Annotated in this window: 20 protein-coding genes and 1 pseudogene; 13 read left to right on the top strand and 8 right to left on the bottom strand. The window is 65.7% G+C overall.

Annotated elements, in window-relative coordinates; genetic code table 11:
- Positions 1-16 precede the first annotated feature (16 nt).
- From ACSFA5_RS24315 to ACSFA5_RS24355, 9 genes are all read left to right on the top strand, one after another.
- Positions 17-1,948: an ABC transporter permease gene (locus ACSFA5_RS24315; protein WP_435446615.1), complete on the top strand. Its 1,932-nt coding sequence runs from the start codon at positions 17-19 to the stop codon at positions 1,946-1,948.
- A complete protein-coding gene (locus tag ACSFA5_RS24320; protein WP_435446616.1) occupies positions 1,945-2,784 on the top strand; it encodes an ABC transporter ATP-binding protein in 840 nt (279 codons plus the stop codon). The genes ACSFA5_RS24315 and ACSFA5_RS24320 overlap by 4 nt, the downstream gene beginning before the upstream one ends.
- Positions 2,781-3,515: an ABC transporter ATP-binding protein gene (locus ACSFA5_RS24325; RefSeq protein ID WP_435446617.1), complete on the top strand. Its 735-nt coding sequence runs from the start codon at positions 2,781-2,783 to the stop codon at positions 3,513-3,515. Before ACSFA5_RS24320 ends, ACSFA5_RS24325 begins: the two co-directional genes overlap by 4 nt.
- Before the next feature lie 44 nt (positions 3,516-3,559).
- A complete protein-coding gene (gene pncA, locus ACSFA5_RS24330; RefSeq protein ID WP_435446618.1) occupies positions 3,560-4,285 on the top strand; it encodes a bifunctional nicotinamidase/pyrazinamidase in 726 nt (241 codons plus the stop codon).
- Between the two features lie 55 nt (positions 4,286-4,340).
- Positions 4,341-5,501 carry an ABC transporter substrate-binding protein gene (locus tag ACSFA5_RS24335; protein WP_435446619.1) on the top strand — a complete coding sequence of 387 codons (1,161 nt, stop codon included), beginning with the start codon at positions 4,341-4,343 and terminating at the stop codon, positions 5,499-5,501.
- Positions 5,479-6,060, top strand: coding sequence for a (2Fe-2S)-binding protein (locus ACSFA5_RS24340; protein WP_435446620.1), 582 nt, complete (start codon positions 5,479-5,481; stop codon positions 6,058-6,060). Before ACSFA5_RS24335 ends, ACSFA5_RS24340 begins: the two co-directional genes overlap by 23 nt.
- 286 nt (positions 6,061-6,346) lie before the next feature.
- A complete protein-coding gene (locus ACSFA5_RS24345) occupies positions 6,347-10,117 on the top strand; it encodes a molybdopterin cofactor-binding domain-containing protein (RefSeq protein WP_435446621.1) in 3,771 nt (1,256 codons plus the stop codon).
- Positions 10,118-10,225: 108 nt separating this feature from the next.
- Positions 10,226-11,407 carry a fumarylacetoacetate hydrolase family protein gene (locus tag ACSFA5_RS24350; protein ID WP_435446622.1) on the top strand — a complete coding sequence of 394 codons (1,182 nt, stop codon included), beginning with the start codon at positions 10,226-10,228 and terminating at the stop codon, positions 11,405-11,407.
- Between the two features lie 156 nt (positions 11,408-11,563).
- Positions 11,564-14,146, top strand: coding sequence for a hypothetical protein (locus ACSFA5_RS24355; RefSeq protein ID WP_435446623.1), 2,583 nt, complete (start codon positions 11,564-11,566; stop codon positions 14,144-14,146).
- Positions 14,147-14,158: 12 nt separating this feature from the next.
- Here the strand turns inward: ACSFA5_RS24355 and ACSFA5_RS24360 are convergent.
- Positions 14,159-14,578 (bottom strand): annotated as a pseudogene (locus tag ACSFA5_RS24360) (magnesium chelatase subunit ChlI family protein); the annotation flags it as partial.
- Positions 14,579-15,031: 453 nt separating this feature from the next.
- Between ACSFA5_RS24360 and ACSFA5_RS24365 the strand changes: the two are divergent.
- The gene (locus tag ACSFA5_RS24365; protein ID WP_435446624.1) at positions 15,032-16,198 is read left to right on the top strand and encodes a hypothetical protein; all 1,167 of its coding nucleotides are present in this window, start codon (positions 15,032-15,034) and stop codon (positions 16,196-16,198) included.
- A complete protein-coding gene (locus ACSFA5_RS24370) occupies positions 16,195-18,522 on the top strand; it encodes a hypothetical protein (protein ID WP_435446625.1) in 2,328 nt (775 codons plus the stop codon). Before ACSFA5_RS24365 ends, ACSFA5_RS24370 begins: the two co-directional genes overlap by 4 nt.
- Before the next feature lie 389 nt (positions 18,523-18,911).
- On the opposite strand, the gene ACSFA5_RS24375 is transcribed toward ACSFA5_RS24370, so the two are convergent.
- A complete protein-coding gene (locus ACSFA5_RS24375) occupies positions 18,912-20,186 on the bottom strand; it encodes a nucleoside triphosphate pyrophosphohydrolase family protein (RefSeq protein WP_435446626.1) in 1,275 nt (424 codons plus the stop codon).
- Positions 20,187-20,315: 129 nt separating this feature from the next.
- Complete coding sequence (locus ACSFA5_RS24380; RefSeq protein WP_435446627.1) at positions 20,316-20,654, bottom strand: helix-turn-helix domain-containing protein; 339 nt, start codon at positions 20,652-20,654, stop codon at positions 20,316-20,318.
- Between the two features lie 29 nt (positions 20,655-20,683).
- Between ACSFA5_RS24380 and ACSFA5_RS24385 the strand changes: the two genes are divergently transcribed.
- A complete protein-coding gene (locus tag ACSFA5_RS24385) occupies positions 20,684-21,013 on the top strand; it encodes a DUF4031 domain-containing protein (protein ID WP_435446628.1) in 330 nt (109 codons plus the stop codon).
- A 16-nt stretch (positions 21,014-21,029) separates the two neighbouring features.
- Positions 21,030-21,701, top strand: coding sequence for a uracil-DNA glycosylase (locus ACSFA5_RS24390; RefSeq protein ID WP_435446629.1), 672 nt, complete (start codon positions 21,030-21,032; stop codon positions 21,699-21,701).
- On the opposite strand, the gene ACSFA5_RS24395 is transcribed toward ACSFA5_RS24390, so the two are convergent.
- Genes ACSFA5_RS24395 through ACSFA5_RS24415 form a run of 5 tightly spaced genes read right to left on the bottom strand, consistent with a single transcriptional unit; the run spans position 21,698 to position 24,789 of the window.
- The gene (locus tag ACSFA5_RS24395) at positions 21,698-22,498 is read right to left on the bottom strand and encodes a thymidylate synthase family protein (RefSeq protein ID WP_435446630.1); all 801 of its coding nucleotides are present in this window, start codon (positions 22,496-22,498) and stop codon (positions 21,698-21,700) included. The genes ACSFA5_RS24390 and ACSFA5_RS24395 overlap by 4 nt on opposite strands.
- An 11-nt stretch (positions 22,499-22,509) precedes the next feature.
- Positions 22,510-23,145: a C1 family peptidase gene (locus ACSFA5_RS24400; protein ID WP_435446631.1), complete on the bottom strand. Its 636-nt coding sequence runs from the start codon at positions 23,143-23,145 to the stop codon at positions 22,510-22,512.
- A complete protein-coding gene (locus ACSFA5_RS24405; RefSeq protein ID WP_435446632.1) occupies positions 23,142-24,158 on the bottom strand; it encodes an ImmA/IrrE family metallo-endopeptidase in 1,017 nt (338 codons plus the stop codon). Before ACSFA5_RS24405 ends, ACSFA5_RS24400 begins: the two co-directional genes overlap by 4 nt.
- Entirely contained in the window at positions 24,155-24,520 is a 366-nt protein-coding gene (locus ACSFA5_RS24410; protein WP_435446633.1) for a helix-turn-helix domain-containing protein, read from the bottom strand. The genes ACSFA5_RS24405 and ACSFA5_RS24410 overlap by 4 nt, the downstream gene beginning before the upstream one ends.
- The gene (locus ACSFA5_RS24415) at positions 24,517-24,789 is read right to left on the bottom strand and encodes a PH domain-containing protein (protein ID WP_435446634.1); all 273 of its coding nucleotides are present in this window, start codon (positions 24,787-24,789) and stop codon (positions 24,517-24,519) included. The genes ACSFA5_RS24410 and ACSFA5_RS24415 overlap by 4 nt, the downstream gene beginning before the upstream one ends.
- Positions 24,790-24,802: the final 13 nt, after the last annotated feature.

The following is a 24,802-nucleotide window of genomic DNA, read 5'->3' on the forward strand; positions in this document are numbered from 1 at the left end:
CGGAACGCTTGCACCCATGAGCCTCTCGTCCCTGCTGCTGCAGTTCCTTACCGGGCTGTCGTCGGCTTCGTCGCTGTTCCTCGTGGGGGCCGGCCTTTCGTTGATCTTCGGCGTCACGCGCATCGTCAACTTTGCGCACGGCTCCTTCTTCATGGTCGGCATCTATGTCGCCTACACGCTGGCCGAGAAGCTCGGCGGCGGTGTCGGCTTCTGGTCGGCGCTGGTGATCGCGGCCGTCGCGGTCGGCGTGCTGGGCGCGCTGATCGAGATGGTGCTGCTGCGCCGCATCTACAAGTCGCCCGAGCTGTTCCAGCTGCTGGCCACCTTCGCGCTCGTGCTCGTCATCAAGGACGCGGTGCTCTACCTGTGGGGCCCCGACGAACTGCTGGGCCCGCGCGCGCCGGGCCTCTCGGGCTCGGTCGAAATCCTGGGGCGGCAGTTCCCGACTTACGACCTGTTCCTGATCGTCGTCGGCCCGCTGGTGCTCGGTCTCATGTGGCTGCTGCTCACGCGCACCCGCTGGGGCACGCTGGTGCGCGCCGCCACGCAAGACCGCGAAATGGTCAGCGCGCTGGGCGTCAACCAGGCCTGGCTCTTCACGGCCGTGTTCGCGCTCGGCGCCATGCTCGCGGGCCTGGGCGGTGCGCTGCAGCTGCCGCGCGAACCGGCCACGCTGGCCATGGACCTCAACACCATCGGCGCGGCCTTCGTGGTGGTGGTGGTGGGCGGCATGGGCTCGATTCCGGGCGCCTATGCGGCGGCGCTGCTGCTGTCCGAAATCAAGGCCGTGTGCATCTGGCTCGGCGTGGTCGACATCTTCGGCTACAGCATCTCGTTCTCCAAGCTCACGCTGGTGGTCGACTTCATCGTGATGGCCGTGGTGCTGGTGTGGCGTCCGTGGGGCCTGTTCGGCCGTCCGCAGGCACCCAGCCGCTACGTGGGCATGGCCGAGGAGCCGCTGCGCCGCGCGAGCAAGGGCTACCTGTGGCTGGTCGCCGCGCTGGGCGTGGTGCTCATGGCCATGCCGCTGCTCACCGCCGATTCGCCCTACACCACGGTGCTGATGATCGACCTGCTGATCGCAGCGCTGTTCGCCGCGAGCCTGCACTTCATCATGGGGCCGGCGGGCATGCACTCGTTCGGGCATGCGGCGTACTTCGGGCTCGGAGCCTATGGCGCCGCGCTGCTGGTGCGTGCCAGCGGCCTGCCGATGGAGGCGGCGCTCATCGTGGCGCCGCTGGTGGCGGCCATCGGTGCCCTGGTCTACGGCTGGTTCGCGGTGCGGCTGTCGGGCGTGTACCTGGCCATGCTCACGCTGGCCTTCGCGCAGATCACCTGGGCCGTCGTCTACCAGTGGGACTCTTTCACCGGCGGCAGCAACGGCCTCACGGGCGTGTGGCCCTCTGAGTGGCTGTCGGACAAGCGCATGTACTACTGGCTCACGCTGGTGCTGGTGGCCGCGGGCATCCTGATGCTGCGCCGCGTGCTGTTCTCGCCCTTCGGCTATGCGCTGCGCGCGGGGCGCGATTCGGTGCTGCGCGCCGACGCCATCGGCATCGACGTCAAGCGCATGCAATGGACGGCCTTCGTCATCGCGGGCACCGCGGCCGGCCTGGCCGGCGCGCTCTACGCCTTCTCCAAGGGCAGCATCTCGCCCGAGAGCCTGAGCGTGGACAAGTCGGTCGACGGCCTGGTGATGGTGCTGCTGGGCGGCATCCAGACGCTGGCCGGGCCGGTGGTGGGTGCCATCACCTTCAGCTGGCTGCACGACACCGTGGCGCGCAACACCGACTACTGGCGCGCGACGCTCGGCGCCATCATCCTGATCCTCGTGCTGCTGTTCCCGCAGGGCATCGCAGGTTTCGCCAAGCAACTGACCGACAAGCTGATGCGCCGCGGCAAGGCCGATGCGCCTGCCGCCGCCAAGGCGAAGGAGGCCAAGGCATGAGCACCCCGAACACTCCCACCGCCCCCCTGACGCCTCCCCTGCTCAAGGTCGAGAACCTGGGCAAGTCCTTCGGCGGCGTGAAGGCCGTCGACGGCATCAGCTTCGAGCTGCACGCCGGCGAACTGCTCGCCCTCATCGGCCCCAACGGCGCCGGCAAGTCGACCACCTTCAACATGGTCAACGGCCAGCTCAAGGCCGACCAGGGCTCGATCGTGTTCGGCGGCCACGAACTCGTGGGCCAGAAGCCGCGCGCCATCTGGCGCATGGGCGTGGGCCGCACCTTCCAGATCGCCGAGACCTTCGCTTCGCTCACCGTGGTCGAGAACGTGCAGATGGCCATGCTGTCGCACGACGGCAAGCTGTTCTCCATGTGGCGCCGCGCGGCGGACCACAAGCGCGACGAGGCGCTGGTGCTGCTCGATCAGGTCGGCATGAAGGCCCAGGCCGACCGCCCGTGCAGCGAGCTGGCCTACGGCGACGTCAAGCGGGTGGAGCTGGCCATTGCCATGGCCAACGCACCCAAGCTGCTGCTGATGGACGAGCCCACTGCCGGCATGGCGCCCAAGGAGCGCAACTCGCTCATGGCGCTGACCAAGGACCTGGTGATCCAGCGCGGCCTGGCCGTGCTGTTCACCGAGCACAGCATGGACGTGGTGTTCGCGTACGCCGACCGCATGATCGTGCTGGCGCGCGGGCGCCTCATCGCGCAGGGCAAGCCGCTGGAAATCCGCGACCACCCGAAGGTGCAGGAGGTGTACTTCGGCAGCGGCAAGACATTCGAAAAGATCGCCGAGAAGGCTGCGGCCGTGTCGGCTGCTCTGGGAGAAACCGCATGAGCGGCGCAGAACTGTTGTTGGAAGCGAAGGCCGTGTGCGCTTGGTACGGCGCCGCGCAAATCCTGTACGACGTCGATCTCGAAGTGCGGCGCGGCGAAGTGGTCGCGCTCATGGGGCGCAACGGCGCGGGCAAGTCGACCACACTCAAGACGCTGATCGGCATGCTGGCCAAGCGCCGCGGCGCGGTGCGCTTCCTGGGCCACGACATCTCCAGGAGCGAGCCGCATGTGGCCGCGCGCCTGGGCCTGGGCTTCGTGCCCGAGGACCGGCGCGTGTTCACCGACCTCACTGTCACCGAAAACCTCGAGGTGGGCAAGCAGCCCGCGCGCCGCTGGGCCGACGGCACCGACGCGCCGCTGTGGACGCCCGAACGCCTGTACAAATTATTCCCCAACCTCGGCGAAATGCCCCACCGTCCGGGCGGGCGCATGAGCGGCGGCGAGCAGCAGATGCTGACGGTGGCCCGCACGCTGATGGGCAACCCGTACCTGGTGCTGCTCGACGAACCTTCCGAGGGCGTGGCCCCGGTGATCGTCGAGCAGATGGCCAACATGATCCTCGAGCTCAAGTCGCAGGGCGTGAGCATCCTGCTGTCGGAGCAGAACATGCACTTCGCCGAGCTGGTGTCCGACCGGGCCTATGTGCTCGAGAAGGGGCAGATCCGCTACCAGGCCACGATGGCCGAGCTTGCGGCCAACGACGAAGTGCGCCGCGCCTACCTCAGCGTCTGAGTCTCAGCTTCCGCATCTCTCTTCAACCCTCCGGAGTCCACGCCATGCATCGCAGAACCCTCGTGAAATCCGCCGCCGCCCTCGGGCTGGCCGGCGGCCTCGGCAGTTTCGGTTTCAACGCCTTCGCGGCCGGCAAGGTCAAGCCCGGCGCCAAGGCGGCGCTGATCGTGGTGGACGTGCAGAACTGCTTTCTCGACGGCGGCACGCTGGCGGTGAAGGGCGGCAACGAGGTCATTCCGGTCATCAACGCGCTGGCACCGGCGTTCGCCAACATCGTGGTCACGCAGGACTGGCACACGGCGGGCCATGCGTCCTTCGCCAGCACCTACAGCGGCAAGAAGCCCTTCGAGACCACCAGGCTCAGCTACGGCACGCAGGTGCTGTGGCCCGACCACTGCGTGCAGGGCACGGACGACGCCGCGCTCGGCAAGGAGCTGAAGGTGCCGACCGCGCAACTCATCATCCGCAAGGGCTTCCACAAGGACATGGACAGCTACTCGGCCTTCGAGGAAGCCGACCACAGGACGGGCACGGGCCTGGCCGGCTACCTGAAGGCGCGCGGCATCAAGACGGTGTTCGTCACCGGGCTGGCCACCGACTTCTGCGTGGCCTGGACAGCGATGGACGCACGCAAGGCCGGCTTCGACGCCTACGTGATCGAAGACGCCACGCGCGGCATCGACCTCAACGGCTCGCTGGCGGCGGCGTGGAAGCAAATGGCGTCCAAGGGCGTCAAGCGCATCCAGTCCGCCGACATCCAGGCCGCATGAGCGCCGTCGCTCGCAGCCCCGTGCACGACCATCCAACGCCGGAAACCCGCAACGCATGAAGCTCCCGATCTCAAGGCGCGCCATGCTGGCGGGCAGCGCGGCCCTGGCCCTCGGCCCCGGCCTCCTGCGGTCGGCCCGCGCGGACAACGGCGTGAGCGACACCACCATCCGCATCGGCCAGTCGGCCGTGTTCAGCGGACCGGCCAAGGACTTCGGCGTGGACTACCGCGCCGGCATCAAGCTGTACTTCGACCGCGTCAACAAGGCGGGCGGCGTGAACGGCCGCAAGATCGAACTCATCAGCTACGACGACGCCTACGACCCCGCGAAGACGGCCGTCAATACGGCGAAGCTGATCGACGAGGACAAGGTCTTCGCCCTCACCGGCTACGTGGCCACCGGCAACCTGGCGGCGGCGATGCCGCTGGCCGAGAAGGCCGGCGTGCCGATGTTCGCGCCGCTGGTGGGCACCAGCTCGTTCCGCGCCAAGACCAACCGCTACCTGTTCCACGTGCGCGCGGGCTACGACGTGGAGCTGCGCAAGATCATCAGCCACCTGTCGACCATCGGCATCCAGTCGATCGCGGTGGTCTACCAGGACAGCGCCTTCGGCAAGTCGAACCTCGTCACCTGCGAGGAGCTGGCCGCCGACTACAAGGTGAAGGTGCTGAAGACCTTCCCGCTGGCCATCGCGGCCGAAGACGCGAAGACCGTGGTCGCCGGCCTGGCGGAAGCCAAGCCCGGCGCGGTCGTGATGATCATGGCCGGGCGCATGGTCGAGGTGTTCATGCGCGACTACCGCGCGAGCGCGGGCGGCGCGCCGCTGTACACGCTGTCGGTGGGCATCACCGACGCGGCCGGTTCCGCCAAGCGGCTCGACGGCAAGCTTGCCGGACTGGTCACTGCCAGCATCGTGCCGCCGCCCCAGGCGCTGCGCGTGCCCATCGTGGCCGACTACCAGCGCGACCGCGCGGAGTTCGGCGAAAAGATCGACAGCTACACCTCGCTGGAGGGCTACATCGTGGCGCGCGTGATGGTGGAGGGCCTGCGTCGCGCGGGCAAGGCGCTCACGCACGACAGTTTCATCGCCGGGCTGGAGAGCATCGGCAGCACGCGACTGGGCGAGTTCCCCGTCGAGTACAGCGCGAAGAACCACAACGGCTCGACCTTCGTGGACCTGGAGATGTACACCCGTGACGGCCAGTTGCGGCGCTGAGCCGCTGCAGCTGCGGGTCAACGGCCGGGCCTGTTCGTTGCCGGGCGTGCCGCGCGAGGCCTCGCTGCTGCACCTGCTGCGCAACGACCTGGGGCTGAACGGCCCCAAGTACGGCTGCGGACTGGGGCAGTGCGGCGCGTGCACGGTGCATGTCGACGGCGTGGCGGCGCGCGCCTGCGTGATTCCCGCGCACGGCGTGGCGGGCCGCGCGATCACCACGCTCGAAGGGCTGGCGGATGCGACCCCCACGCTCGGCACTTTCGTGTCCTCGCTGCCCCCCGAGGGGGCTGCCGCGCCTTGGGGCGGCCCGGCGGCGCTGCGCGGCGACTGGCACCCGGTGCAGGCCGCGTTCGAAGAGGCGCAGGCCGCGCAGTGCGGTTATTGCCTGAACGGCATGGTCATGCAGGCGGCGGCGCTGCTCGCGCGCGACCCGCAGGCGAGCGAGGTGCGCATCCGCAGCGAGCTCTCGGGCAACCTGTGCCGGTGCGGCACGCACATCGAGATCCTCGACGCCGTGCAGCGCGCGGCGGTGCGCATGCGCGCAGAGGTACAGCCATGAGCGGCTCGTGTTGTCCCCTCTCCCTCTGGGAGAGGGCTAGGGTGAGGGCATCGGCCTTCGCACAAGCACAGCCTCTGCTGTCGCCGCTCGCCCTCGCCCCAACCCTCTCCCCAAGGGGAGAGGGGGCAAGAGCGATCGCGCGCCGTGCAGGTCCACTGTCTTGTCCCCTCTCCCGCTTGCGGGAGAGGGTTAGGGTGAGGGCCGGGGCCTTCGCAGAAGCACAGCTGCTGCCATGGCCGCTGGCCCTCACCCCAGCCCTCTCCCCAAGGGGAGAGGGAGCAAGAACATGACACGCCGCGCCGACCTTCCGCAGACCCGCGCCGAATTCCTGTCGGCCGACGGCGTGCTGCTCGTCGTGCGCGAGGCCCCGCCCGCACCGCCGCCCGCCAAGGGCCAGCCCGCGCTGATCGCAGGCAACCCCATCGAGGGCGACGAGGTCCTGCTCGCCGTGTGGGACGACGGCAGCGCCTCCGCGCTCAACGGCCACGTCGACCTGGGCACCGGCATCCAGACCGCGCTCGGGCAGATCGTGGCCGAGGAGCTCGAGCTCGGCATGCCCTGCGTGCGCGTGATGCTCGGCGACACCGCGCGCGTGCCCAACCAGGGCGCGACCATCGCGAGCGCGTCGATCCAGATCCATGCGCAGCCGCTGCGCCTGGCCGCCGCGCAGGCGCGTGCCTGGCTGCTCGCGCGCGCGGCCGAGCGGCTCGGCGTGGCCGTCGAGGCACTGCAGGTGCGCAACGGCGTGGTGCGCGTCACCGAGGCGCCGGACCGCCACCTCGGCTACGGCGAGCTCGTGGCCGGCCAGCGCACCTTGCTGCGGCTCGACCTGAATGCGCAGCCCAAAGACCCGGCCGACTACCGCATCGTCGGCACGCGCCAGGCGCGCGTCGACATTCCGGCCAAGCTGGCCGGCGAGCTCGTCTTCGTGCACGACATGCGCGTGCCCGGCATGCTGCACGGGCGCGTGGTGCGCCCGCCGTATGCGGGCGCGGACCATGGCGAGTTCATCGGCAACACGCTCGAAGCGGTAGACGCGGCGTCCATCGCGCACATTCCCGGCATTCGCGCCGTGGTCGTCATCCGCGACTTCGTCGGTATCGTGGCCGAGCGCGAAGAGCACGCCGAGCAGGCGCTGCGCGAACTGCGCGTCACCTGGAAGCCGTGGCCCGGCTTGCCCGACCTGAGCGACGTGGCGCAGGCCCTGCGCGACAACCCGTCGACGCAGCGCCTGCTGGTCGATGAAGGCGATGTCGACGGCGCGATCGCCTCGGCCGCGCAGCCGATGCAGCGCACCTACGTGTGGCCGTACCAGATGCATGCGTCCATCGGGCCGTCATGCGCGCTGGCCGACTGGCAGCCTGCCGACGGCAGCGGCATGCAGCTGCGCTGCTGGGCCGGCTCGCAGAACCCGCACGTGCTGCGCGCCGATCTGGCAAAGCTCATGGCCGTGGAAGACGTGCAGGTCGACATGGTCCGCATGGAGGCCGCGGGCTGCTACGGCCGCAACGGCGCCGACGACGTGGCCGCCGACGCGGCACTGCTCGCGCGCGCGGTCGGCGCGCCGGTGCGCGTGCAGCTCACGCGCGAGCAGGAACATGCGTGGGAGCCCAAGGGCGCCGCGCAGCTCATGGAGATCGACGGCGGCCTGACGGCCGACGGCCGCGTCGCCGCCTACGACTTCGAGACCTCGTACCCGTCGAACGGCGCCCCCACGCTGGCGCTGCTGCTCACCCGAACCATCGAGCCGGTGGCGCAGGCCTACGAGATGGGCGACCGCACCGCGCGCCCGCCCTACAGCTACGACAACCTGCGCGTGAAGGTGAACGACATGGCGCCGATCGTGCGCGCCTCGTGGCTGCGCGGCGTGTCGGCGCTGCCGAGTTCGTTCGCGCACGAGTCGTACATCGACGAGCTGGCCACTGCAGCGGGCGTGGACCCGGTGCAGTTCCGCCTGCGCTACCTGCAGGACCCGCGCGCGGTCGAACTCGTGCAGGCCACGGCGCAGAAGGCCGGCTGGCGCATGCGCACCGGCCCGCAGGAGCATGCGGACGGCGGGCTGGGCGAGGGCGGCGACATCCTCTTCGGCCAGGGCTTTGCGTATGCGCGCTACATCCACAGCAAGTGGCCGGGCTTCGGCGCCGCGTGGGCCGCGTGGGTGGCCGACGTCGAGGTCAACCGCAAGACCGGCGAGGTGCATGTGCGCCGCGTGGTGGTGGGACACGACGCGGGGTTGATGATCAACCCGGCGGGGGTCGAGCACCAGATCCACGGCAACGTGATCCAGACCACGAGCCGGGCGCTGAAGGAGCGGGTGGAGTTCGCGCCGCAACAACCACGGCAGCAGGCGCGAGGCGGTGCGCAACTGCCGGGCGTGCTGCCCTCGGGCGTGCTGCCCTCGGGCGTGGTGGCCAGCCGCGAATGGGGCAGCTACCCGATCATCAATTTCCGCGAAGTGCCGGTGATCGAGGTGATGCACATGCCCCGGCCCGGCGAGCCGTCGCTGGGCGCGGGCGAGTCGTCGTCGGTGCCGGGCACGGCGGCCATTGCGAATGCGATCTTCGATGCGACGGGGGTGCGGTTCCGGTCGCCGCCGTTCACGCCGGAGACGGTGCTGGCGGAGTTGAACCGGGGTTTGCTCCCTCCCCCACTGGGGGAGGGCGGGGGTGGGGGCCAGCGGTGCTCGAATGGTGACGCAGCCGTGCCCCCATCCCAGCCTTCCCCCGGAAGGGGAAGGAGCAAGACCGACGCGGCTTGGCCGCGGAGGAAGGGCGCGTGGGCGACCGGCGCGGCGCTGGTCATCGGGGGCCTCGGCGTCGTCGCCGGCCTGCTCGGCTGGCGCTCCGCCATCGCGCCGGTGTCGCTCACCGCCCCGGTCTACAGCCAGTCCACCATCGAGCGCGGTCGCGTGCTCGCCGCGGCGGGCGATTGCGCCGTATGCCACACCGCGCCCGGCGGCACCGCCAACGCCGGCGGCCGTGCGATGGACACGCCCTTCGGCACGCTCTACACCACCAACCTCACGCCCGATGCCGACACGGGCCTGGGCCGCTGGTCGTTCAGCGCCTTCCAGCGCGCGATGCGCGAAGGCGTCTCGCGCGACGGGCACTACCTGTACCCGGCCTTTCCCTACACGGCCTTCGCCAGAACCAGCGACGACGACCTGCAGGCGCTCTACGCGTACTTCATGTCGATGCCCGCCGTGCACGCGCAAACGCCGAAGTCCGAACTCAAGTTTCCGTTCAGCATGCGGCCCCTGATGGCCGGCTGGAACGCGCTCTTCCACGACCCCGCGCCGATGCAGCCCGTTCCCACGCAAAGCGCGGAGTGGAACCGCGGCGCCTACCTCGTCAACGGCCTGGGCCATTGCGGCGCCTGCCACACGCCGCGCAACGCGCTGGGTGCGGAGCAGGGCGGCAGTGCGTTCCTGTCGGGCGCGATGGTCGACGGCTGGGAAGCCCCCGCGCTCACGCAACTGTCGAAGTCGGCCGTGCCGTGGGACGCCGACGCGCTGTACCGCTACCTGCGCGACGGCCACGCGCCAGGCCACGGCATGGCCGGCGGCCCGATGGCCGAGGTGGTACGCGAGCTGCAACAGGTGCCCGACGACGACGTGCGCGCCATGGCGACCTACCTGGGTTCGTTCAACCCCGCGCCTGCCGCAGACCCGAAGGCCGTGGCCCAGCAGGCGGTCGACAGCGCCGCGCGCACCCAGGGCCAACTGCTCGGTCCCGCGCAGCGCATGTTCGACAGCGCCTGCGCCTCGTGCCACCACGACGGCAACGGTCCCACGCTGCTGGGCGTGAACACGCCGCTCGCGCTCAACAGCAACCTCACGAGCGCACGGCCCGACAACCTGCTGCGCACCATCCTCGACGGCGTGCGCGCGCCCGCGACGCGCGACATCGGCTTCATGCCGGCGTTTCGCGAGGCGCTCGACGATCGGCAAATCGCCGAGCTGGCCGGCTACATGCGTGCGCGCTTCGCACCGCAGGCGCCCGCGTGGAAGAACCTGCCGGCCGAGGTGGCGCGCGTGCGGGCCACTCCGGGGCATTGACAGGGGCGTCGACGGGACTCTGACGCAAGCAGGGGCCATGGCTGGCCCGGCTTCGCGAATGCGCCGCTACGATGCCACGTAGCGCACCCATTCACGGAGACAAACGCCATGCCATTGAATCTTTCGACTTCTTCCAGCCTGCCCCGCGACGCCGAGCGCGCCACCCTTGTCGGGCGCCTGTGGCAGCCCGGCGTGGGCCCGGTGCTGGTGGCCGTGCACGACGGCGGCCTGCACGACCTGTCGAAGCTCGCGCCCACCATGAGCGACCTGCTCGAAGGCGATGAAGCGCCAGCAGAAGCCGTTCGCCGCGCATTGCAGAGCGCACCGCGCATCGCCTCGCTGGACGAAGCCATCGCCAACAGCGATGAAACGGCACGCGACACCAACAAGCCCTGGCTGCTCGCACCCTGCGACCTGCAGGCCATCAAGGCCAGCGGCGTGACCTTCGTCGCAAGCCTGCTGGAGCGCGTCATCGAGGAACAGGCGCGCGGCGACGCCTCGCGCGCCGAGGCCACGCGCGCGGCCATCGGCGGCGTGCTGGGCGACAACCTCGCCAACATCGTGCCCGGTTCGCCGGAGGCCATGAAGGTCAAGGAGGTGCTGATCGCGCAGGGCGTGTGGTCGCAGTACCTGGAGGTCGGCATCGGCCCCGACGCCGAGATCTTCACCAAGGCCCCGGTGCTGGCGGCCGTGGGCACGGGCGCCGATGTGGGCATTCATGCGGGCTCGGTGTGGAACAACCCCGAGCCCGAGGTGGTGCTGGCCGTCAACAGCCGCGGCCAGACGCTGGGCGCGGCCTTGGGCAACGACGTCAACCTGCGCGACTTCGAAGGCCGCAGCGCACTGCTGCTGGGCAAGGCCAAGGACAACAACGCCTCGTGCGCCATCGGCCCGTTCATCCGCCTGTTCGATGCGCACTTCGGCATCGCCGACGTGCGCCGCATCACCGTGGCACTGGAAGTGACGGGGCCCGAGGGCTTCACGCTCGAAGGCTCCAGCTCGTTGTCGAAGATCAGCCGCGACCCGCTGGACCTGGTCGCTCAGACCATCGGCAAGCACCACGCCTACCCGGACGGCTTCATGTTGTTTCTTGGAACCATGTTCGCACCGACACAAGACCGTCACGGGCCGGGGCAAGGGTTCACCCATGTGGTGGGAGACCGCGTGCGCATCGCCGCACCCGAGCTCGGCGCGTTGATCAATCGCGTGGTGCATGCGGACCAGGCACCGCGCTGGACTTTCGGTGTCGGCGCGTTGATGCGCAACCTGGGGCAACGCGGGCTGCTGTAGCCGTTGCGCCGACGTTCTGCGAATTGAACCCACTCGGGTGAACAACCTGTCGAGACGTCACGGCTAGGCCATAGGCGGTAGGCCGCCTCCTGCGTTTGCGGGATGGCGCTGCCTCGCGCCGCGGGCGAACAATGCGCTTCCCCGCAGGAGCACGCCATGAGCGCACCGCTTGAACCGCCACCGCCCGGCACGCCGCGAGCCGAGCGCGTGGCCGTCATCGCCATCCACGGCGTGGCGGACCAGAAGGCCGGCGACACGGCGCGCGCGATCGCTTCGCTCATGGTCAATGCCGGCGGACCGCGGGCGCGCTACAGCCGGGGCGATTGCGACAGCTACATCGTGGCCGTGCCGCCGCTGCTGTCGATGGTGGAAAGCGGATCGCACGCGGAAGGTGCGGCGCGCAAGCGCATGGCGTCGCGGGACCCTGGGCCGGGCGATGCCGCCGCGAAGAAGCCGTCGGCGTCATCGCTCGGAAAGGCCCTGCGCCAGTCGGTGCGCTCGGACTTCCTGCGCGAGAACTGGAGCACCGGGCAGGCGGCGCCGGCGCCCACGGCCAAAGCGGGAACCGCAGCGGCCATGGCCGCCACCGCCGGCGCCAGGCCCGGCAAGCCGCAGTCCGCCCCCGCGCGCCTCATGGCCGCCGACGCCGGCATCGCCTTCAGCGACTACCTGCTGTTCAAGTGGCAGGGCGCCGGCAAGGACGCCTACGAGGCCACGCGCATCCGCATGGTCCGCCAGGAGCCGGCCACCGGCACGACGCAGCACGTGGACGTGCACGAGATGTACTGGGCCGACCTGTCGCGCCTGTCGGGCGTGCTGCCGCGCATCGTCACCGAGCTGTTCACCATGGTGTTCCGCCTGTCGCAGCTGGGGCGCGACGCGGTCGACCGCGCGGGGCTCCACGCTGCCCGGCACAAGACGCCCGGTGCCTTTGCGTGGGGCTGGCTCGCCAGGCTGCAGATGGCGCTGGACTGGGCGTTTTCAGGCGTGCTGGCCAACCTGTTCCTGCAGCTGCTGATGGCCGGGCTGGTGATCGCCGGGCTGGGCCTGGCCGCGCCGCACGCGAGCGCGCTGCACATCGTGCTGGCGCTCCTGCTGCCGGCGCTTGCCGCGTGGTGGTACTGCTACCTGCATGTGGTGCGACCGGTCAAGCGCACCGGGGCCGTGGTGCTTGCCGTGGGGGCCGCGGTGCTGCTGTGCCTGGTGCCGGCGCCGTGGACGCACTGGCTCATCGGGCTGACCTGGCTGGCGCTGCTGGGCGTGCTCTTCAACTACGGCCTGCGCGTGGCCGACAGCCGCTTTCCCGCGATGCGCGCGGCGGGCCTGGTGTTTCTGGCCGCGATGGCGGCGACGCTGCTGGTGCATGTGGCCATGGCGTCCTTCGCCGCGTACGGCGCGGCCGACCTGCACGCCTGGGTGCAGGCCGGCCTGCGCACGGTCGAGTACCTGCTGCTGGGCATCGTGTGCTGGTGGCTGCTGGCGGGCGGCCTGCTCATTGCGTGGGCGGTGTTCGGCCAGCTCGCGGCGCGCGACGGCCCGCCCGCGCGGGCCAGCGTGGCCACCGGGCGGCTCGGGTTGCTGGTGTCGATCGCCTCGTTCGTGACGCTGGCCATGGCCATCTGGGCGCTGGTGACCACCATCGTGGAGCTGGGCGCGGCCCACACCGACTACGCGCCGCTGATCTTCACGAGCGGGCAGCTCTGCTTTCTGGACGGTGCGAGCTTTCTGCACCTGCGCTACCTGCGCAGCACCGAGACCTTCGCGCTGGCGGCGGGGCTCACGCTGGCGCTGGCGCTGTACCTCGTGGTGGTGCTGCTACCCAGCGTGCTCGCGGAGGTCAGAAAGACCGTGGGCACGTCGGTCGCGCTGGGCCGCTGGCTCACCGGCGGTTACGGGCGGCTCGACGGTTTCGTGACCGGGCTGACCTTCGCGAGCGTGCTCGTGGCCTGCGTCGTGGGCGTGCTGCTGGCGCTGGCGCGGCTCGATGTGCCGGCCGACAGCTGGATCGGCACCGTCGTGCGCGGCGTCGACATCCTCACCGGGCGCATCGGCGAAGTGTCGGAGTTCGTGCTCAAGCCGCTGGTGCTCACCGCTGCCACCGCGGCCGCGGCGCTGTCGGCCTTCGGCGGCGTGCTGTCGCGCTATGTGCCGTGGCTGCGCCTGCCGCTGGACGTGGCGCTGGACGTCGACAACCACTTCCGCGAATTTCCGCGCGGCGCCATTCCGCGCGCGCGCATCTTCTCGCGCTATGTCGCGCTGCTGGAGAGCATCGCGGCGCAGGGCTACGACCGCGTGGTGATCGTGGCGCACAGCCAGGGCACGGTGATCTCGGCGGAGCTGCTGCGCTACCTGCAGCACCGCGCGCGCTGGCTGGCGCAGCCATGCCCCGAAGACCGCGTGGTGAAGCTGTGGGCCAAGCTCGAAGGCAGGGTCGACCTGCTCACCGCGGGGTGCCCGCTGCGCCAGCTCTATGCGGCGCGCTTTCCGCGCCTGTACGAATGGGTGTCGACGGCCAGGGCGAGCGACATCGGCGTGCAGCGCTGGGTCAACGCCTATGCCACGGGCGACTATGTGGGCCGGTGGCTGTGGGCCGACCCGCCGCTGTACAAGCCCTCGCCGCCGGTGACCCTGATGACGGCGGCCGAACACGACGTGTGCCTGGGCAGCGGCGCGCACACGCACTACTTCGACCAGGAACAGGTGCTGGTGGCGCGCTGGATCGACGCGCTGGTGCGCTGATCGTCGGCGTTCTCAGCCCGGGCCGCGGCTCAGCGCCCTGCGGTACTGCACCGCTTCGGCCACGTGCACGGCCTGCACCGTGTCGGCCGCCGCCAGGTCGGCGATCGTGCGCGCCACCTTCAGCGCCCGGTGCGTGCTGCGCGCCGACCAGCCGAGTTTGTTCGCTGCGTTGAACATGAATTGGCGCGCCGTGTCGTCGAGCGCGGCATGCCGGTCGATGGCGCTGCCCTGCAGCGCCTGGTTGGCATGGCCCTGGCGCTGCATGGCGCGTTCGCGTGCATCGACCACGCGCGCACGGATGCTGTCGGTCGACTCGCCCGGCGGCGCGTCGAGCAGCAGCTGCGCCGACACCGCAGGCACCTCGATGTGCAGGTCGATGCGGTCCAGCAGGGGGCCGCTGAGCTTGCCCTGGTAGCGCGAGACCTGGTGTGGGGGGGCAAAATTGAGCGCCCTTGTACCTCAAGAAAATCAAGTACTTACGCACCAACTGTGCAACTGCAAGGCCGGGGCGCGTTTCAAAGTTACTTAACTTTCCCCCCAAACGGATCGAAGTTATTCGACCCCCTAAGTTTGCGCCAAAGTTGAAGAGTGACAGCAGTCGACATCAAGGCCGTTTCCCTGAGCGATTTTTCTCCCTGTCCTCTACAAGCGCCAAACCGCTGTCGGAATGCAGTGTTGCTCGCACGAATGAAGTCCAGGGTTAAATCCATTCAGAACTTCTATGCTCTGGTTGCGCCAAGCCCTCGAACTTGGCCGCGTACACCTCTGCGCTGCTAATGGGATGACAAAAGCTATGGGTACTTTGTCGGAGTTAGCTCGGTACTTTGTCAGGTACTATGACCGTACATGTAAGCGGCGGCTACAAACCACTTTCAGGCAGAGTTGATGAGCGTTGTGCAGGATTTTCGGCTTCAAGGTATCGATTCGCTGGAGCAGATTGAGGGCGGCCTCACGAGTGTCCTTGCCCATCGAAACTATGACCTTGCCCTCTACCCAAGTGCTTTAGACAAACGGCGCGGGCCCTTGAGGGATCCCGCCTACCTCCAGTTGCTGCTCACCTGGGCACGTCTGAGCCCGCGATCCAATCTGCGGCTGCTGATCAACCCTGCGCCCGATTCCCCACCAGTGCTCGAGCAGGCGTGTGGCTACTCGGTCGGCATTGCGACTATCGCCGTTGCGGGCGGCGTAAAGGTTGGCGACGTTCAAGTCCCGCGGCCTATCGCATTAGCGTTGGGAATTCCTCGCATGGATCACGCGTTCCATGGCAATTACGACGAGCTAATAAAGGGGCGCCAGGTCGATCTGCTTTGTGTGAGTGGCGCGGAGCGTCAGTATCTGAAACCGTTGTTCGACTCTCCCTCGCCCAAAGGCGTGAAGGACAAGTTTGGCCTGAAGACGACGGTGAAGGCGTTGGCAGCGCGAGCTGCACCGGGCGCTGAACTGGATGACCAGACCATCTCAGCGCTGGCGTTGCTCACGCATGAGTTGTTCGAGAACACCCAGGACCACGCCATCCGCCAGCTCGACGGCTCTGCTTACCGGCGCCACGTCGAATTGATGATGGCCGGCTGGCTGGTGATCTCGGACATCGAATCACAGAACGATTTGTTGGTGAATCAATCGCTGCGTGACTATTGGGCGGCGCTTGCGGCCATGCAGCGCCCGCAGCGACAGGTTCAAGGCCTGTGCTTCAGCTTCCTCGATTCCGGCCCAGGCATGGCTGCCCGGCTGACCGGAAGGGAGTATTTTGAAATGCCCCTGGAGGAAGAGCGTGAAGCGCTTCGCGCCTGCCTGCGAATGCACATGACCTCCAAGCGGGAGCATGCGACTGGAGGTGGCCTTCGGGCGGTGCTCACCGAGGTCTCGCAAGCTTGCGGATTCGTCAGGGTCAGATCAGGGCGGCAAGCGATTTTTAGAAGCTTCGCACCCGGCGTCGATCCTGGCGACGTTTGCGAGAACTTCGATGACTGGTTCGATGACGGTCGAGCGCTTGAACGCGTCGCGGGGACGCTGATTACAGTGTTCATTCCTGTCCCACGGTTGGCCGTATGAAGCGCAGCCTTTCCTTTCGCTGTCGTACGGCGTGCCTTGAGACGCATCAGTTCATCGACGTCCTCATTGTGTTTTTCGCCCGCGCCGCGTTCGACATGAGTGCGGTGGACGACGCGCTCCAAGATGCATTGAAAACCAATGATCCTCTTCCCGATTCCGTGGCACTCATATCGTTTGGAACTCATACCTCCAATCTGATCAAGGTGTGGACGGGCAGTAAGTTGCAAGCAGAGGGGCTCAAGCTAAGGGGAAGAACAACCACGGTCGATTACCTCAAGGAGCTATCGATCTGGACATTCGAGAATGGGAAGTTCGTTAAGAAGCATCGTGATGCGCATTCGCGATCGGACTTCAAACTCGACATGGCCGAGCTTGTGCAACTCGGTCTGGCAGATCGCGTCGACCGTCACAACGCGTTCCAGCAGGCACCTGCTGGCCATGTGTTTCGACATCCTTCCAAGCGTCAGTCCACCCATTTCCTGATGGCCAGCGAGCTATTGAAGGATGAAACCGATGCGTACTTCGTTGGTCTGGCCGTGTGCGCGGCTGCTTGGCCGCGCATCTGCCGAACCAAGACAGTGCATATCGACACCATGGGCATCTACAGCGTGGCTCGTGCAGTCGAAGACATTGCAAACGCCAGTGGATGCGAGTCGGGTGGCGCTTGGGAAATTGATAGCTTTCACTCTCACGGGGGAGTCAACGGCCTCTACAGCATCCTGCAGGAGCACGAGCTGATCCTGATCAGCGCGTCAACCACGGGGTCGATGGCCCGGCAGCTCGTGCAAGCACAGGTGCCCGAAGATGCGATCGTCACGTTGCTGGAGATGTCGCAGTTCGACCGCTGCGGCACGATCGTTTACGCCCGCGACCGGTACAGCAAACCCCAAGCGTCGTCTGCCCTATCGACTCAGGGTACTGCGGTCATTGAATTGGCTGGAGAGTACTTCGCAGCGCGAGGAAAGAAGCCACGCTCGGTCGTCCTTACGAAGGGTCACAAGCGTGAGGAGCTCGATACGCTTCTTTCTCATTTCAGCGATGCGAAGGCATGCGCACTGAACAGAAAGCGCGCTGGAGGCTTGGAGACGATTGATCTTGTCAGCTTGGACGAAGCTTCGGTCGCGAACAACCAGACCTTTAAAACATGGTTGTTCGACGAAATCCGGCTCAAGACGCCGATGAGCGTGACCCATGTGATCTATGTCGGCGGGGCCGCCGCGGAAGCTGTTGCCTGCCTTGCGGCTGCACACATTGCCGACTGCAGCGGCAAAGTTGCGCCAGTTGTCAACGCTGACGACCTATCGAGCTTGAACGCGACGTCGACGACAGGTGTTCTTGTATGTGCGCCCATCGTTGGCAATGGTCACACCCTGAGGTCGCTAGCTCGTGACCTCAGGGAGTTGGTGCCAGACGCGAGTCGACATTTCGTCGTCGGCATTTCGCTGCCGAGCACGTCGGAGGCATGGCAGCGCCTGATATTGTTTCTGACCCAGTCAGGTGACAAAGACCGTCCCTATCAGCTGTCGCGTTGGTCGGTGCTGCCAATGGGATCAGATCCGGGGCGGGGAGCGGCGTGGGGGCGTGCTGACATTGTGATGCAGCGCGTGGAGCTTCTCGGCCATGTCGCCGGATCCCCGTGGTCTAAGGAAGTCGTCGAAGCCTCGACCACATTGGCTGCGACAGCCTTGGAAAACTCCACTGCAGGCTTTCTACCGACGCCGACCGAAGGCGTACTGAAATTGACCGAAGGTTTCGTTTACTGGACGCCGAAAGAGGGTGAGCTCGACGCCTGTGATGCTGCGGCCACAAGTTTCGTATCCATGAGTACAGCGCTGCAGCACGCGCGAGAATTCCCTAATCCTGCGTTGAGGCTTGCTTCATCGCTTCACGAAACTGTCGTGCTGGACCCCGAGAACTTCCTGCGTTTCAACGATGGCGTTTTGCAGGCTAGTTTGCTAAGAGCTGCGCAACCCCACGAACTCGACTACTCGGGTGCGGCAGAGTTGAGCGAGATGACGAGGGAGTTTCTCGAGAAGGTGTTCCTCAACCACACCCGCAACTACGGAGAAGCGGCGTTGGAGTTCGCCTTCGCCCTCGCGTCAGGCCATCTGCGCTTAGCGCGAAAGGATGAACGCATCCTCATCGAAAAGGCTGCTGCTGCTCTAAGCCAGTCGGGCCCATTGGTGGGGCTGCTTTACTACTGGTGGTTCCAGATGGAGCCGCGAGAGCAAATGCAGTCTCTCATCGCTCAGGCCGCCAGCGTGCCTGAGGCGGTTGAAGCACCCAAAGCCACAGAAGTAGCCACGGCTGTAGCTCCCACGTGAGTTTTGCGCGCCTCCGAGGCCTTTCGTGATGGGCGCGCACAGGACGGCCGAAGGCAGAGATGGCACTTTAGCGCTTGACAATCAGTGCTTCAGGAATGGGGCAAAACGCTTGGCTATTTGCAAGCTTTTCGAGCGATCAAATGGGAGGCGAGGTGGAGGCCATACCTAGATCCAGACTAGTGTCCGCTGACGCGATAAAACGCGCATTACCTCGGGCTCAAGGTGTTGTCGAACTCCTGTTGGAGCTATAGATGCGGGCGTAAGACGTGAGTCCGCGCCCGACGCGAAAGAGGCCGTCTTTCATCTTGTCCTGGCAGTAGGGAGCCCTGTCAAACCGTCCTGTGAAAAATGTGCACTCAGTCGAGATCCGCGTTGCCGCCGGCGTGCATTTACAGATCTGTAGGTGGCATGCCACCAACCAGCGGCTCTCGCGGCCCCGGTACTGTCGGAAGTTCGACACGGCGCTCGGTCTTCGCGAACTCCAGCGTTCTGATATTGAGGTTGACGCGAACGATGCCGCCCCCGTGCTTCATCAGATCACGGAAGACTGAGAATCCGTCTAGGATGGCCAATTCCCATTGCCACAGAGGACAGCGTTCGACCTCGTAGCCGCTCACCATGCTGTGCACTTGCTTCAGGAGGTCGTAGTTCAGCCGGCCTGGTTTCTTGTCCGCAAAGAACTTGCGGGTGTAGGCGTGGTTAAAAATCCACGTCGAGATGGCCTCCTCGATGATCACGGCACGTGCGCCGTCTTGGTTCTCATCGACCTCGGGGTCGCTCTTGCGCTTAATCTTTAGCAGTGCGCGGATCACTGGCGACCAACCCAGATGAGTCATGTACGCGAGATGAAACACATCGTGAAAGCGATACCCGTCAGGGTCAGCGCGGTTGTCCGTCAGGCGATCACCGATGTTGATTCCGCGCAGGCGCTGAATGACGTACGGCGAGCCGCCGTCCTTTGGAGCAACTTCGATGTAGTGCATCTCGAATTCGCGGGGGAATTGCTCGAGTTCCAAGATGCGGTCGTCGAAGAGCGGTAGGTGCGTAGGGTTCTCACCTGGCCAGCGCGACTGAATCTTTCTTATGTTGGCCTCTGCGATGGCAGCCAACCGCTGCTTGAAGAGAGCCGCAACCATCGCGAGGTCCGCCAGCAAGTGGCCGAGGAGGTGCTGCGGCGGTTGACTTAGAAGATCCGTCGAATTCGGCTCCGAGCTAAGCAGCTGGCCGGCATGCGCTGCAAGTTCCCGCAGGTGCTGCAACTTGTCGACCTCGGTGAGTTTGCGATTAGAGAGTTGCAGCAGCGCGTCGAACTCTTCAAATGTGACATCGGTTGCGAATGCTCCCTTGATGCCCATGCGCGCTTGAAGTTCGCGCATCGCCTCGGCACCGGCGTCTTGCAAGCTGGTGCCGTACTTCTCGGCGACGTTGGCCAGATACCAGAGCGCGTCGCCGATCTCCTCGGTGATTGCATCGTGGTCGGCAGGCTCCAGGTCGCGGTGCTCCTTCTTGACTAGTGCCAATAGGCTGCCGACTTCACCGAACAAACCAAAGCGCAGCTGATCGCGAGCGTCTTCGCTATGCAGCTTGTTCGTCTTGAGCGCCGCCTGCGCATATGCCGCCACGGGCGTGTGCGGCTTGTCGTTTACTTGTGTGGCTTGAGCCAAGGTTTCCTCCCAGTCCAAATCGGCGTGTGTAGCCTGCTGCGGGTGTCCCGTCTAGTTGGCCTCCAGCATTGATTCTGAATGGAATGGGTGCGGAAAGCGAGCAGCTTGCGCGACCACGCGCCGCAGTTATCAGTTCGACATTTGAGCGAACGCCTTGAAGACAGCACGAAGGGCGACCGCTGCCCCCGGTTTTTCTCGGAGCAGCCGGTCTAAGCACGCGTGGAGCTCCTCCGGACTGCTGCCGTCCGAAGCGTCTGGATCGACTCCGACTAGATTGCACATATTTTGCACATTTGAATTCGCAAAACGAAACTTCCCGCGCTCGATCTTGGAAGCCTGCGTGTAGTGCATTTTGCATTGCGATGCCACTTGCTTCAGAGTCATGCCGCGCGCTTCCCGAGCAGTCCTCAAGAGGAGGCCAATTCTTATCGTTTCGACGGACCTCATCTTCCTTGTCATTTTGCACATTATGTGCTATTTTTGGTGTAGGAGGCAAAATGGCTGTTTATGTGGACAACGAGCGCATTGAGTGGCGCGGAAAGTTGTGGTGCCACTTGGTGGCCGATTCACTGGACGAGCTCCACGCATTCGCAGCGCGGATCGGGTTACGCAGAAGCTGGTTCCAAGACCGCGCCTCGTTCCCTCACTACGATGTCACGACCGATGTGCGCGAGCGGGCTTTGCGCGTGGGCGCCGTCGCATCCGGCAAGACGCAGATGCTCATCGCAGCGCGATTGCTCAAGTCAGAAATGGCTGATGGTTCGGCCAAGCCTCGCTCGGATGCGGCTGCCCGCCAAACATCGAGTCAGACTCTTCCGCTCTTCTAACCCAGGCTCGACAATCATGACACCAGCATCCTTTGTTCAAGCACTGGCGGCCATTCGCCTTCCCAATGTCTTCAATCCCTATGCGGAGCAGTGCGACGTGCACGACCGTGCGAATGCGCCTGCGCTGCGCCGTCGCTCTTTGCGCACTTACCTTGAAGCCGTTGTGGCCCTTGGCGCCGACACCATTTGGATGGGGCGGGATCTCGGTTATCGAGGCGGGCGCCGCACGGGCCTAGCCCTGACGGACGAGGCCCATCTGCCGCTGTTCGCACGCATCTACCCTGGGTCGGACGTCAGAAAGGCAACGCATGGTGCCATCGTTGCCGAGCGCACCGCGGCGGAAATTTGGGGGGTCTTGTCGCAGTTGGACGTTCCACCGCTGCTTTGGAACGTTTTCCCGTTCCATCCGCACGAGCCAGTGCAGCCGTTCACAAACCGAAAGTTCACGAGCCAAGAACTGCGAATGGTCGATGAGTTAAACGGCGAGTTGGTGCGCATGCTCGGTATCCGTCGGATCATCGCGATCGGCCAAGATGCGGGCAGCTACGCTACACAGTTCGGTGCCCCCATCGAGTGCGTGCGCCATCCCAGCTACGGCGGCGTCACCGAGTTCCGAGCGGGGATTTGCCGTCTTTACAAACTCTCCAAGGTCGCGCCGCGCTCGGCGGCACAACCGGCGCTGTTTTAAGCGTCTATTTGCAAAAGGAGCGCCTTGCCAGCAGGAACGCCGCCCCAGTTCTCGAAGTCAAGCGTCGCGTCCGTCGAGATGCAGGTCAATCGGCCGACCGCGAGCCCGGTTTGTTCCGCGACGAAGGTCAAGAGATGGGTGAGCCCGATCAGGTTGCCTAGTGCGCGCTGCGCGTAGTAGTGCGAGCGATAGATCGCCGTGAGGTCAACCGATTTCGCGTTCGTCAGCTTGAATGTGAGATGGCTCAGGCAAGGCATGTTTGATACCATGCCTCCGTCAAGTGCCGAGTCGAAAGTCGGCAACTCGCACGCGGCGAGCTCGAATGGCTCTCCTTCAAGGTCTTCGGCCAAATGCACGCCCATTTCGTAAACGGACTCGTACGGCTTGCCTTCGCCTGGCGTTGATGCCCTCTTGAGCTTGAAGATGACTTGCTCAAGAGGATTAAACGTATCGGCTGGGTTGCGGCCGCGTCGCTGCATCATGCGCATGGCATAGGTACCCCAGGTGCCCTTCTTCTTCGCGCGCTTCATGATTGTCAAGAAGCGCTTGTCAAGGCCATCGGCCCCGTGCTTGCGGTAGAGCCCCTGTGGAAAGATCGTGCCAGCCACCGTCAGCACGCTCAGGTCAGCGTGCTGACGAAGGGCAGTGTCTACAGCGGCGATTGCGCTCCGATCTTCAGCGGTGAGCAGTTGCGGGTGATCGATCTCCAGCACGAGGTTTCTCCCTCGTCGGCCGTGGATCTGGAGATGCTTGGCTGCTGCAAGCCAGGTCGGAACAATGCGGTCTTCGGCAAACACCTTTCCCATCCCTACCTCCCAAATGCCTGCAGAGTGTGCAAGTCGATGTAATCGATCGGCAACCAGGCATGCCCCTGATCGCCCCACTTCGTTCCCCAGCTGTTGCGGATGCGCACGTATTGCTGGCCCGCCGCGGTCGCGCCGAGCCCAACCGCGACGACCGCGTGCGCCCGCCCCGGCAAGATCATTGGAGAGAACGCGACGACACCATTGGTCGGTGCCATCAGGGTCGCTGTGCTCTCGATGATCAGTCCCACGACGTGCCCACTCTGCAACTCGGCCACGACGAAGTCTGAGGTCCGCTTGATCTCACGCAGCCCACTGCGATACATCTGGGCGCCAACAGGTTGCACAGGAACGGCCGCGGTCGTGCCGCTCGTCTGCTGATAGGGAAAGTCGCTTTCAAGCGGCTGGCCCGGCTTGTCTGCGACCATCAGTGTGGGAGCTAGGTAGAGCGCCCCTCCCGCAACCCAGCCAGGTGTGATGGCTCCAGAGTGCTGGTACAGGAATTCGGCGCTCAGCACGTCCGGCGCGGGCGCAAGGCGACGATTCACGTCAGACACAGCGAACGCCAAGCATGTGAGACGTTGACCTTGGTGGCGCGCGGCACCGAGGCTTGCTGAATGATCGATGACAGAGGAGATCATTGCTGCTGGATCTCCCGCTGGCGAGTACCCCCACTCAAGCCCTTCTCGGCCGGCTCGAACTGCAACTTCAGCGCCAGGGCAGATGCCGGATCATCATCAGTCACCCATGGTCGCGTCTCGCGGAGCTGGACTTCCGTGACGTTCTTCGTCTCGCCTTGGGCAGCCGGTCCAGAGAGGAAGTACCGGTCTTCACCGCCTCCACCAATCAGCGGCGGCCCCGCTCGCTTCTGCTGCCGAGCGTCCACAAGCACGGGGCTCAAAGTGAACCCCTCGCCTGCCAGTTCCTCGGCCGACCAGAGGTAGCCGGCGGTCGCGTGACTTGGTAGGTTGATCAAAAAACGATCGGTGCTGCGCGGCTCGATCACCCAATCCTTGTCATGCGAGTCCAGCACCCAGACATCAGCGTTCGTCGACAGCGATACCCCCGAGGGCAGCACCGCCTCTTTGAGTGCCTTCGGCTTTGCTGCCGCGAGTCCATTGGCGGTAGAGGACGAGATGAACTTCAAGCGGGCGAGGGCCCACACCATTGCTGTGAAGCTGATGCCCAAGCGCAAGGACAGTTGGTAGATGACGGCCGGCTGCAACAAGTCAGGTTTGCTCCAACCCTTAGCAAGGATCGCTCGAACAACAAGCCAGCGCGGCGCCATGAGCGAGTATGCGAACTGGTTGGCTTCCTGTTCGGTTGCAGAGTCGGACTCGCCGTAGTCGATGTGCTCGTCTGCCGTGGTGAGATGGCCCAGGAAGTAGTGGCCCAACTCGTGCGCACACGTCATGTGAATCATGCCGACAGGCCGCTCTGAGTTCAGCAGGATGCCGGCGCGCGACTCGCGCAGGAACGCGCCTAGGAGCTTGTCGAGCGGCTTGGACATGACCGCTACACCCGTGTCCTCCGCCAGCTTTAGCGGGTTGATCCGCGAGAAGCCACTCGCTATTCTGGCCTCGCTTCCTGCGTCGCGATGTACTTCCCCGGCCTTCTTCGAGGCATCCAGCAATCGCTGTCTGAGCGTCATCATCTGCCCTTTCGCGCACCCGAGCCGCTAGAGTTGCGCAGATAGTTGGCGAACTTGGTAACCTCTTCGAGGTCGCGCCCGCTCAAGCCGCTTAGGGCGCGAGCCGCGAATACGACCTTCTCGTCAACGGCGACCTCCTCTTCGCCAGAGAGGAAGTATGTGACGCTGCGACCGTACAGTCGCGCCATCTTGTCCAACTCGAGGGACTCGACCTTGCGGCTGCCAGACTCGATGTTGGTAACCGCTGGTCGGGAGACGCCAAGCGCAATGCCGACTTCCTCCTGCGAAAAGTTTAGGTACTCGCGCGCCTCCCGAAGACGCGCGCCCATCTCGACGCGTAGCGCGTCTGCGTCGTCGGCATTCATTTCTGGTGCTCCGCAACGTAGTCGAGGATCTTCTGCGTCAGCACGGTTACGAACTGGTCTTTGCTGTCGTACCCCCCGCGCCGGATGACCTCGCCCGATGGCAGATCCATGCCCACGATGGGCTCGATGTCCCCGAGAACGTCCGTAGCTGTGAATGAGTCCATCGCGGCGACCAAGTCATCGACGGTTTCAGTGCCGCCGACGTCCAATGTCTGTGACGCCCAAAAGGCCTCGAGCGCGGATGCGATCGTTTCGCCTAGCTTTTCCATAATGCGACCCCTC

Origin of the sequence: Variovorax monticola (assembly GCF_051216855.1) — a bacterium.
Classification (GTDB): domain Bacteria; phylum Pseudomonadota; class Gammaproteobacteria; order Burkholderiales; family Burkholderiaceae_C; genus Variovorax.

Excerpts from the sequence above, each read along its gene's own strand:
- ACSFA5_RS24315 (WP_435446615.1), top strand. The coding sequence starts at position 17 with ATGAGCCTCTCGTCCCTGCTGCTGCAGTTCCTTACCGGGCTGTCGTCG.
- ACSFA5_RS24320 (WP_435446616.1), top strand. The coding sequence starts at position 1,945 with ATGAGCACCCCGAACACTCCCACCGCCCCCCTGACGCCTCCCCTGCTC.
- ACSFA5_RS24325 (WP_435446617.1), top strand. The coding sequence starts at position 2,781 with ATGAGCGGCGCAGAACTGTTGTTGGAAGCGAAGGCCGTGTGCGCTTGG.
- pncA (WP_435446618.1), top strand. The coding sequence starts at position 3,560 with ATGCATCGCAGAACCCTCGTGAAATCCGCCGCCGCCCTCGGGCTGGCC.
- ACSFA5_RS24335 (WP_435446619.1), top strand. The coding sequence starts at position 4,341 with ATGAAGCTCCCGATCTCAAGGCGCGCCATGCTGGCGGGCAGCGCGGCC.
- ACSFA5_RS24345 (WP_435446621.1), top strand. The coding sequence starts at position 6,347 with ATGACACGCCGCGCCGACCTTCCGCAGACCCGCGCCGAATTCCTGTCG.
- ACSFA5_RS24350 (WP_435446622.1), top strand. The coding sequence starts at position 10,226 with ATGCCATTGAATCTTTCGACTTCTTCCAGCCTGCCCCGCGACGCCGAG.
- ACSFA5_RS24355 (WP_435446623.1), top strand. The coding sequence starts at position 11,564 with ATGAGCGCACCGCTTGAACCGCCACCGCCCGGCACGCCGCGAGCCGAG.
- ACSFA5_RS24365 (WP_435446624.1), top strand. The coding sequence starts at position 15,032 with ATGAGCGTTGTGCAGGATTTTCGGCTTCAAGGTATCGATTCGCTGGAG.
- ACSFA5_RS24370 (WP_435446625.1), top strand. The coding sequence starts at position 16,195 with ATGAAGCGCAGCCTTTCCTTTCGCTGTCGTACGGCGTGCCTTGAGACG.
- ACSFA5_RS24380 (WP_435446627.1), bottom strand. The coding sequence starts at position 20,654 with ATGTGCAAAATGACAAGGAAGATGAGGTCCGTCGAAACGATAAGAATT.
- ACSFA5_RS24385 (WP_435446628.1), top strand. The coding sequence starts at position 20,684 with ATGGCTGTTTATGTGGACAACGAGCGCATTGAGTGGCGCGGAAAGTTG.
- ACSFA5_RS24390 (WP_435446629.1), top strand. The coding sequence starts at position 21,030 with ATGACACCAGCATCCTTTGTTCAAGCACTGGCGGCCATTCGCCTTCCC.
- ACSFA5_RS24400 (WP_435446631.1), bottom strand. The coding sequence starts at position 23,145 with ATGATCTCCTCTGTCATCGATCATTCAGCAAGCCTCGGTGCCGCGCGC.
- ACSFA5_RS24405 (WP_435446632.1), bottom strand. The coding sequence starts at position 24,158 with ATGATGACGCTCAGACAGCGATTGCTGGATGCCTCGAAGAAGGCCGGG.
- ACSFA5_RS24410 (WP_435446633.1), bottom strand. The coding sequence starts at position 24,520 with ATGAATGCCGACGACGCAGACGCGCTACGCGTCGAGATGGGCGCGCGT.
- ACSFA5_RS24415 (WP_435446634.1), bottom strand. The coding sequence starts at position 24,789 with ATGGAAAAGCTAGGCGAAACGATCGCATCCGCGCTCGAGGCCTTTTGG.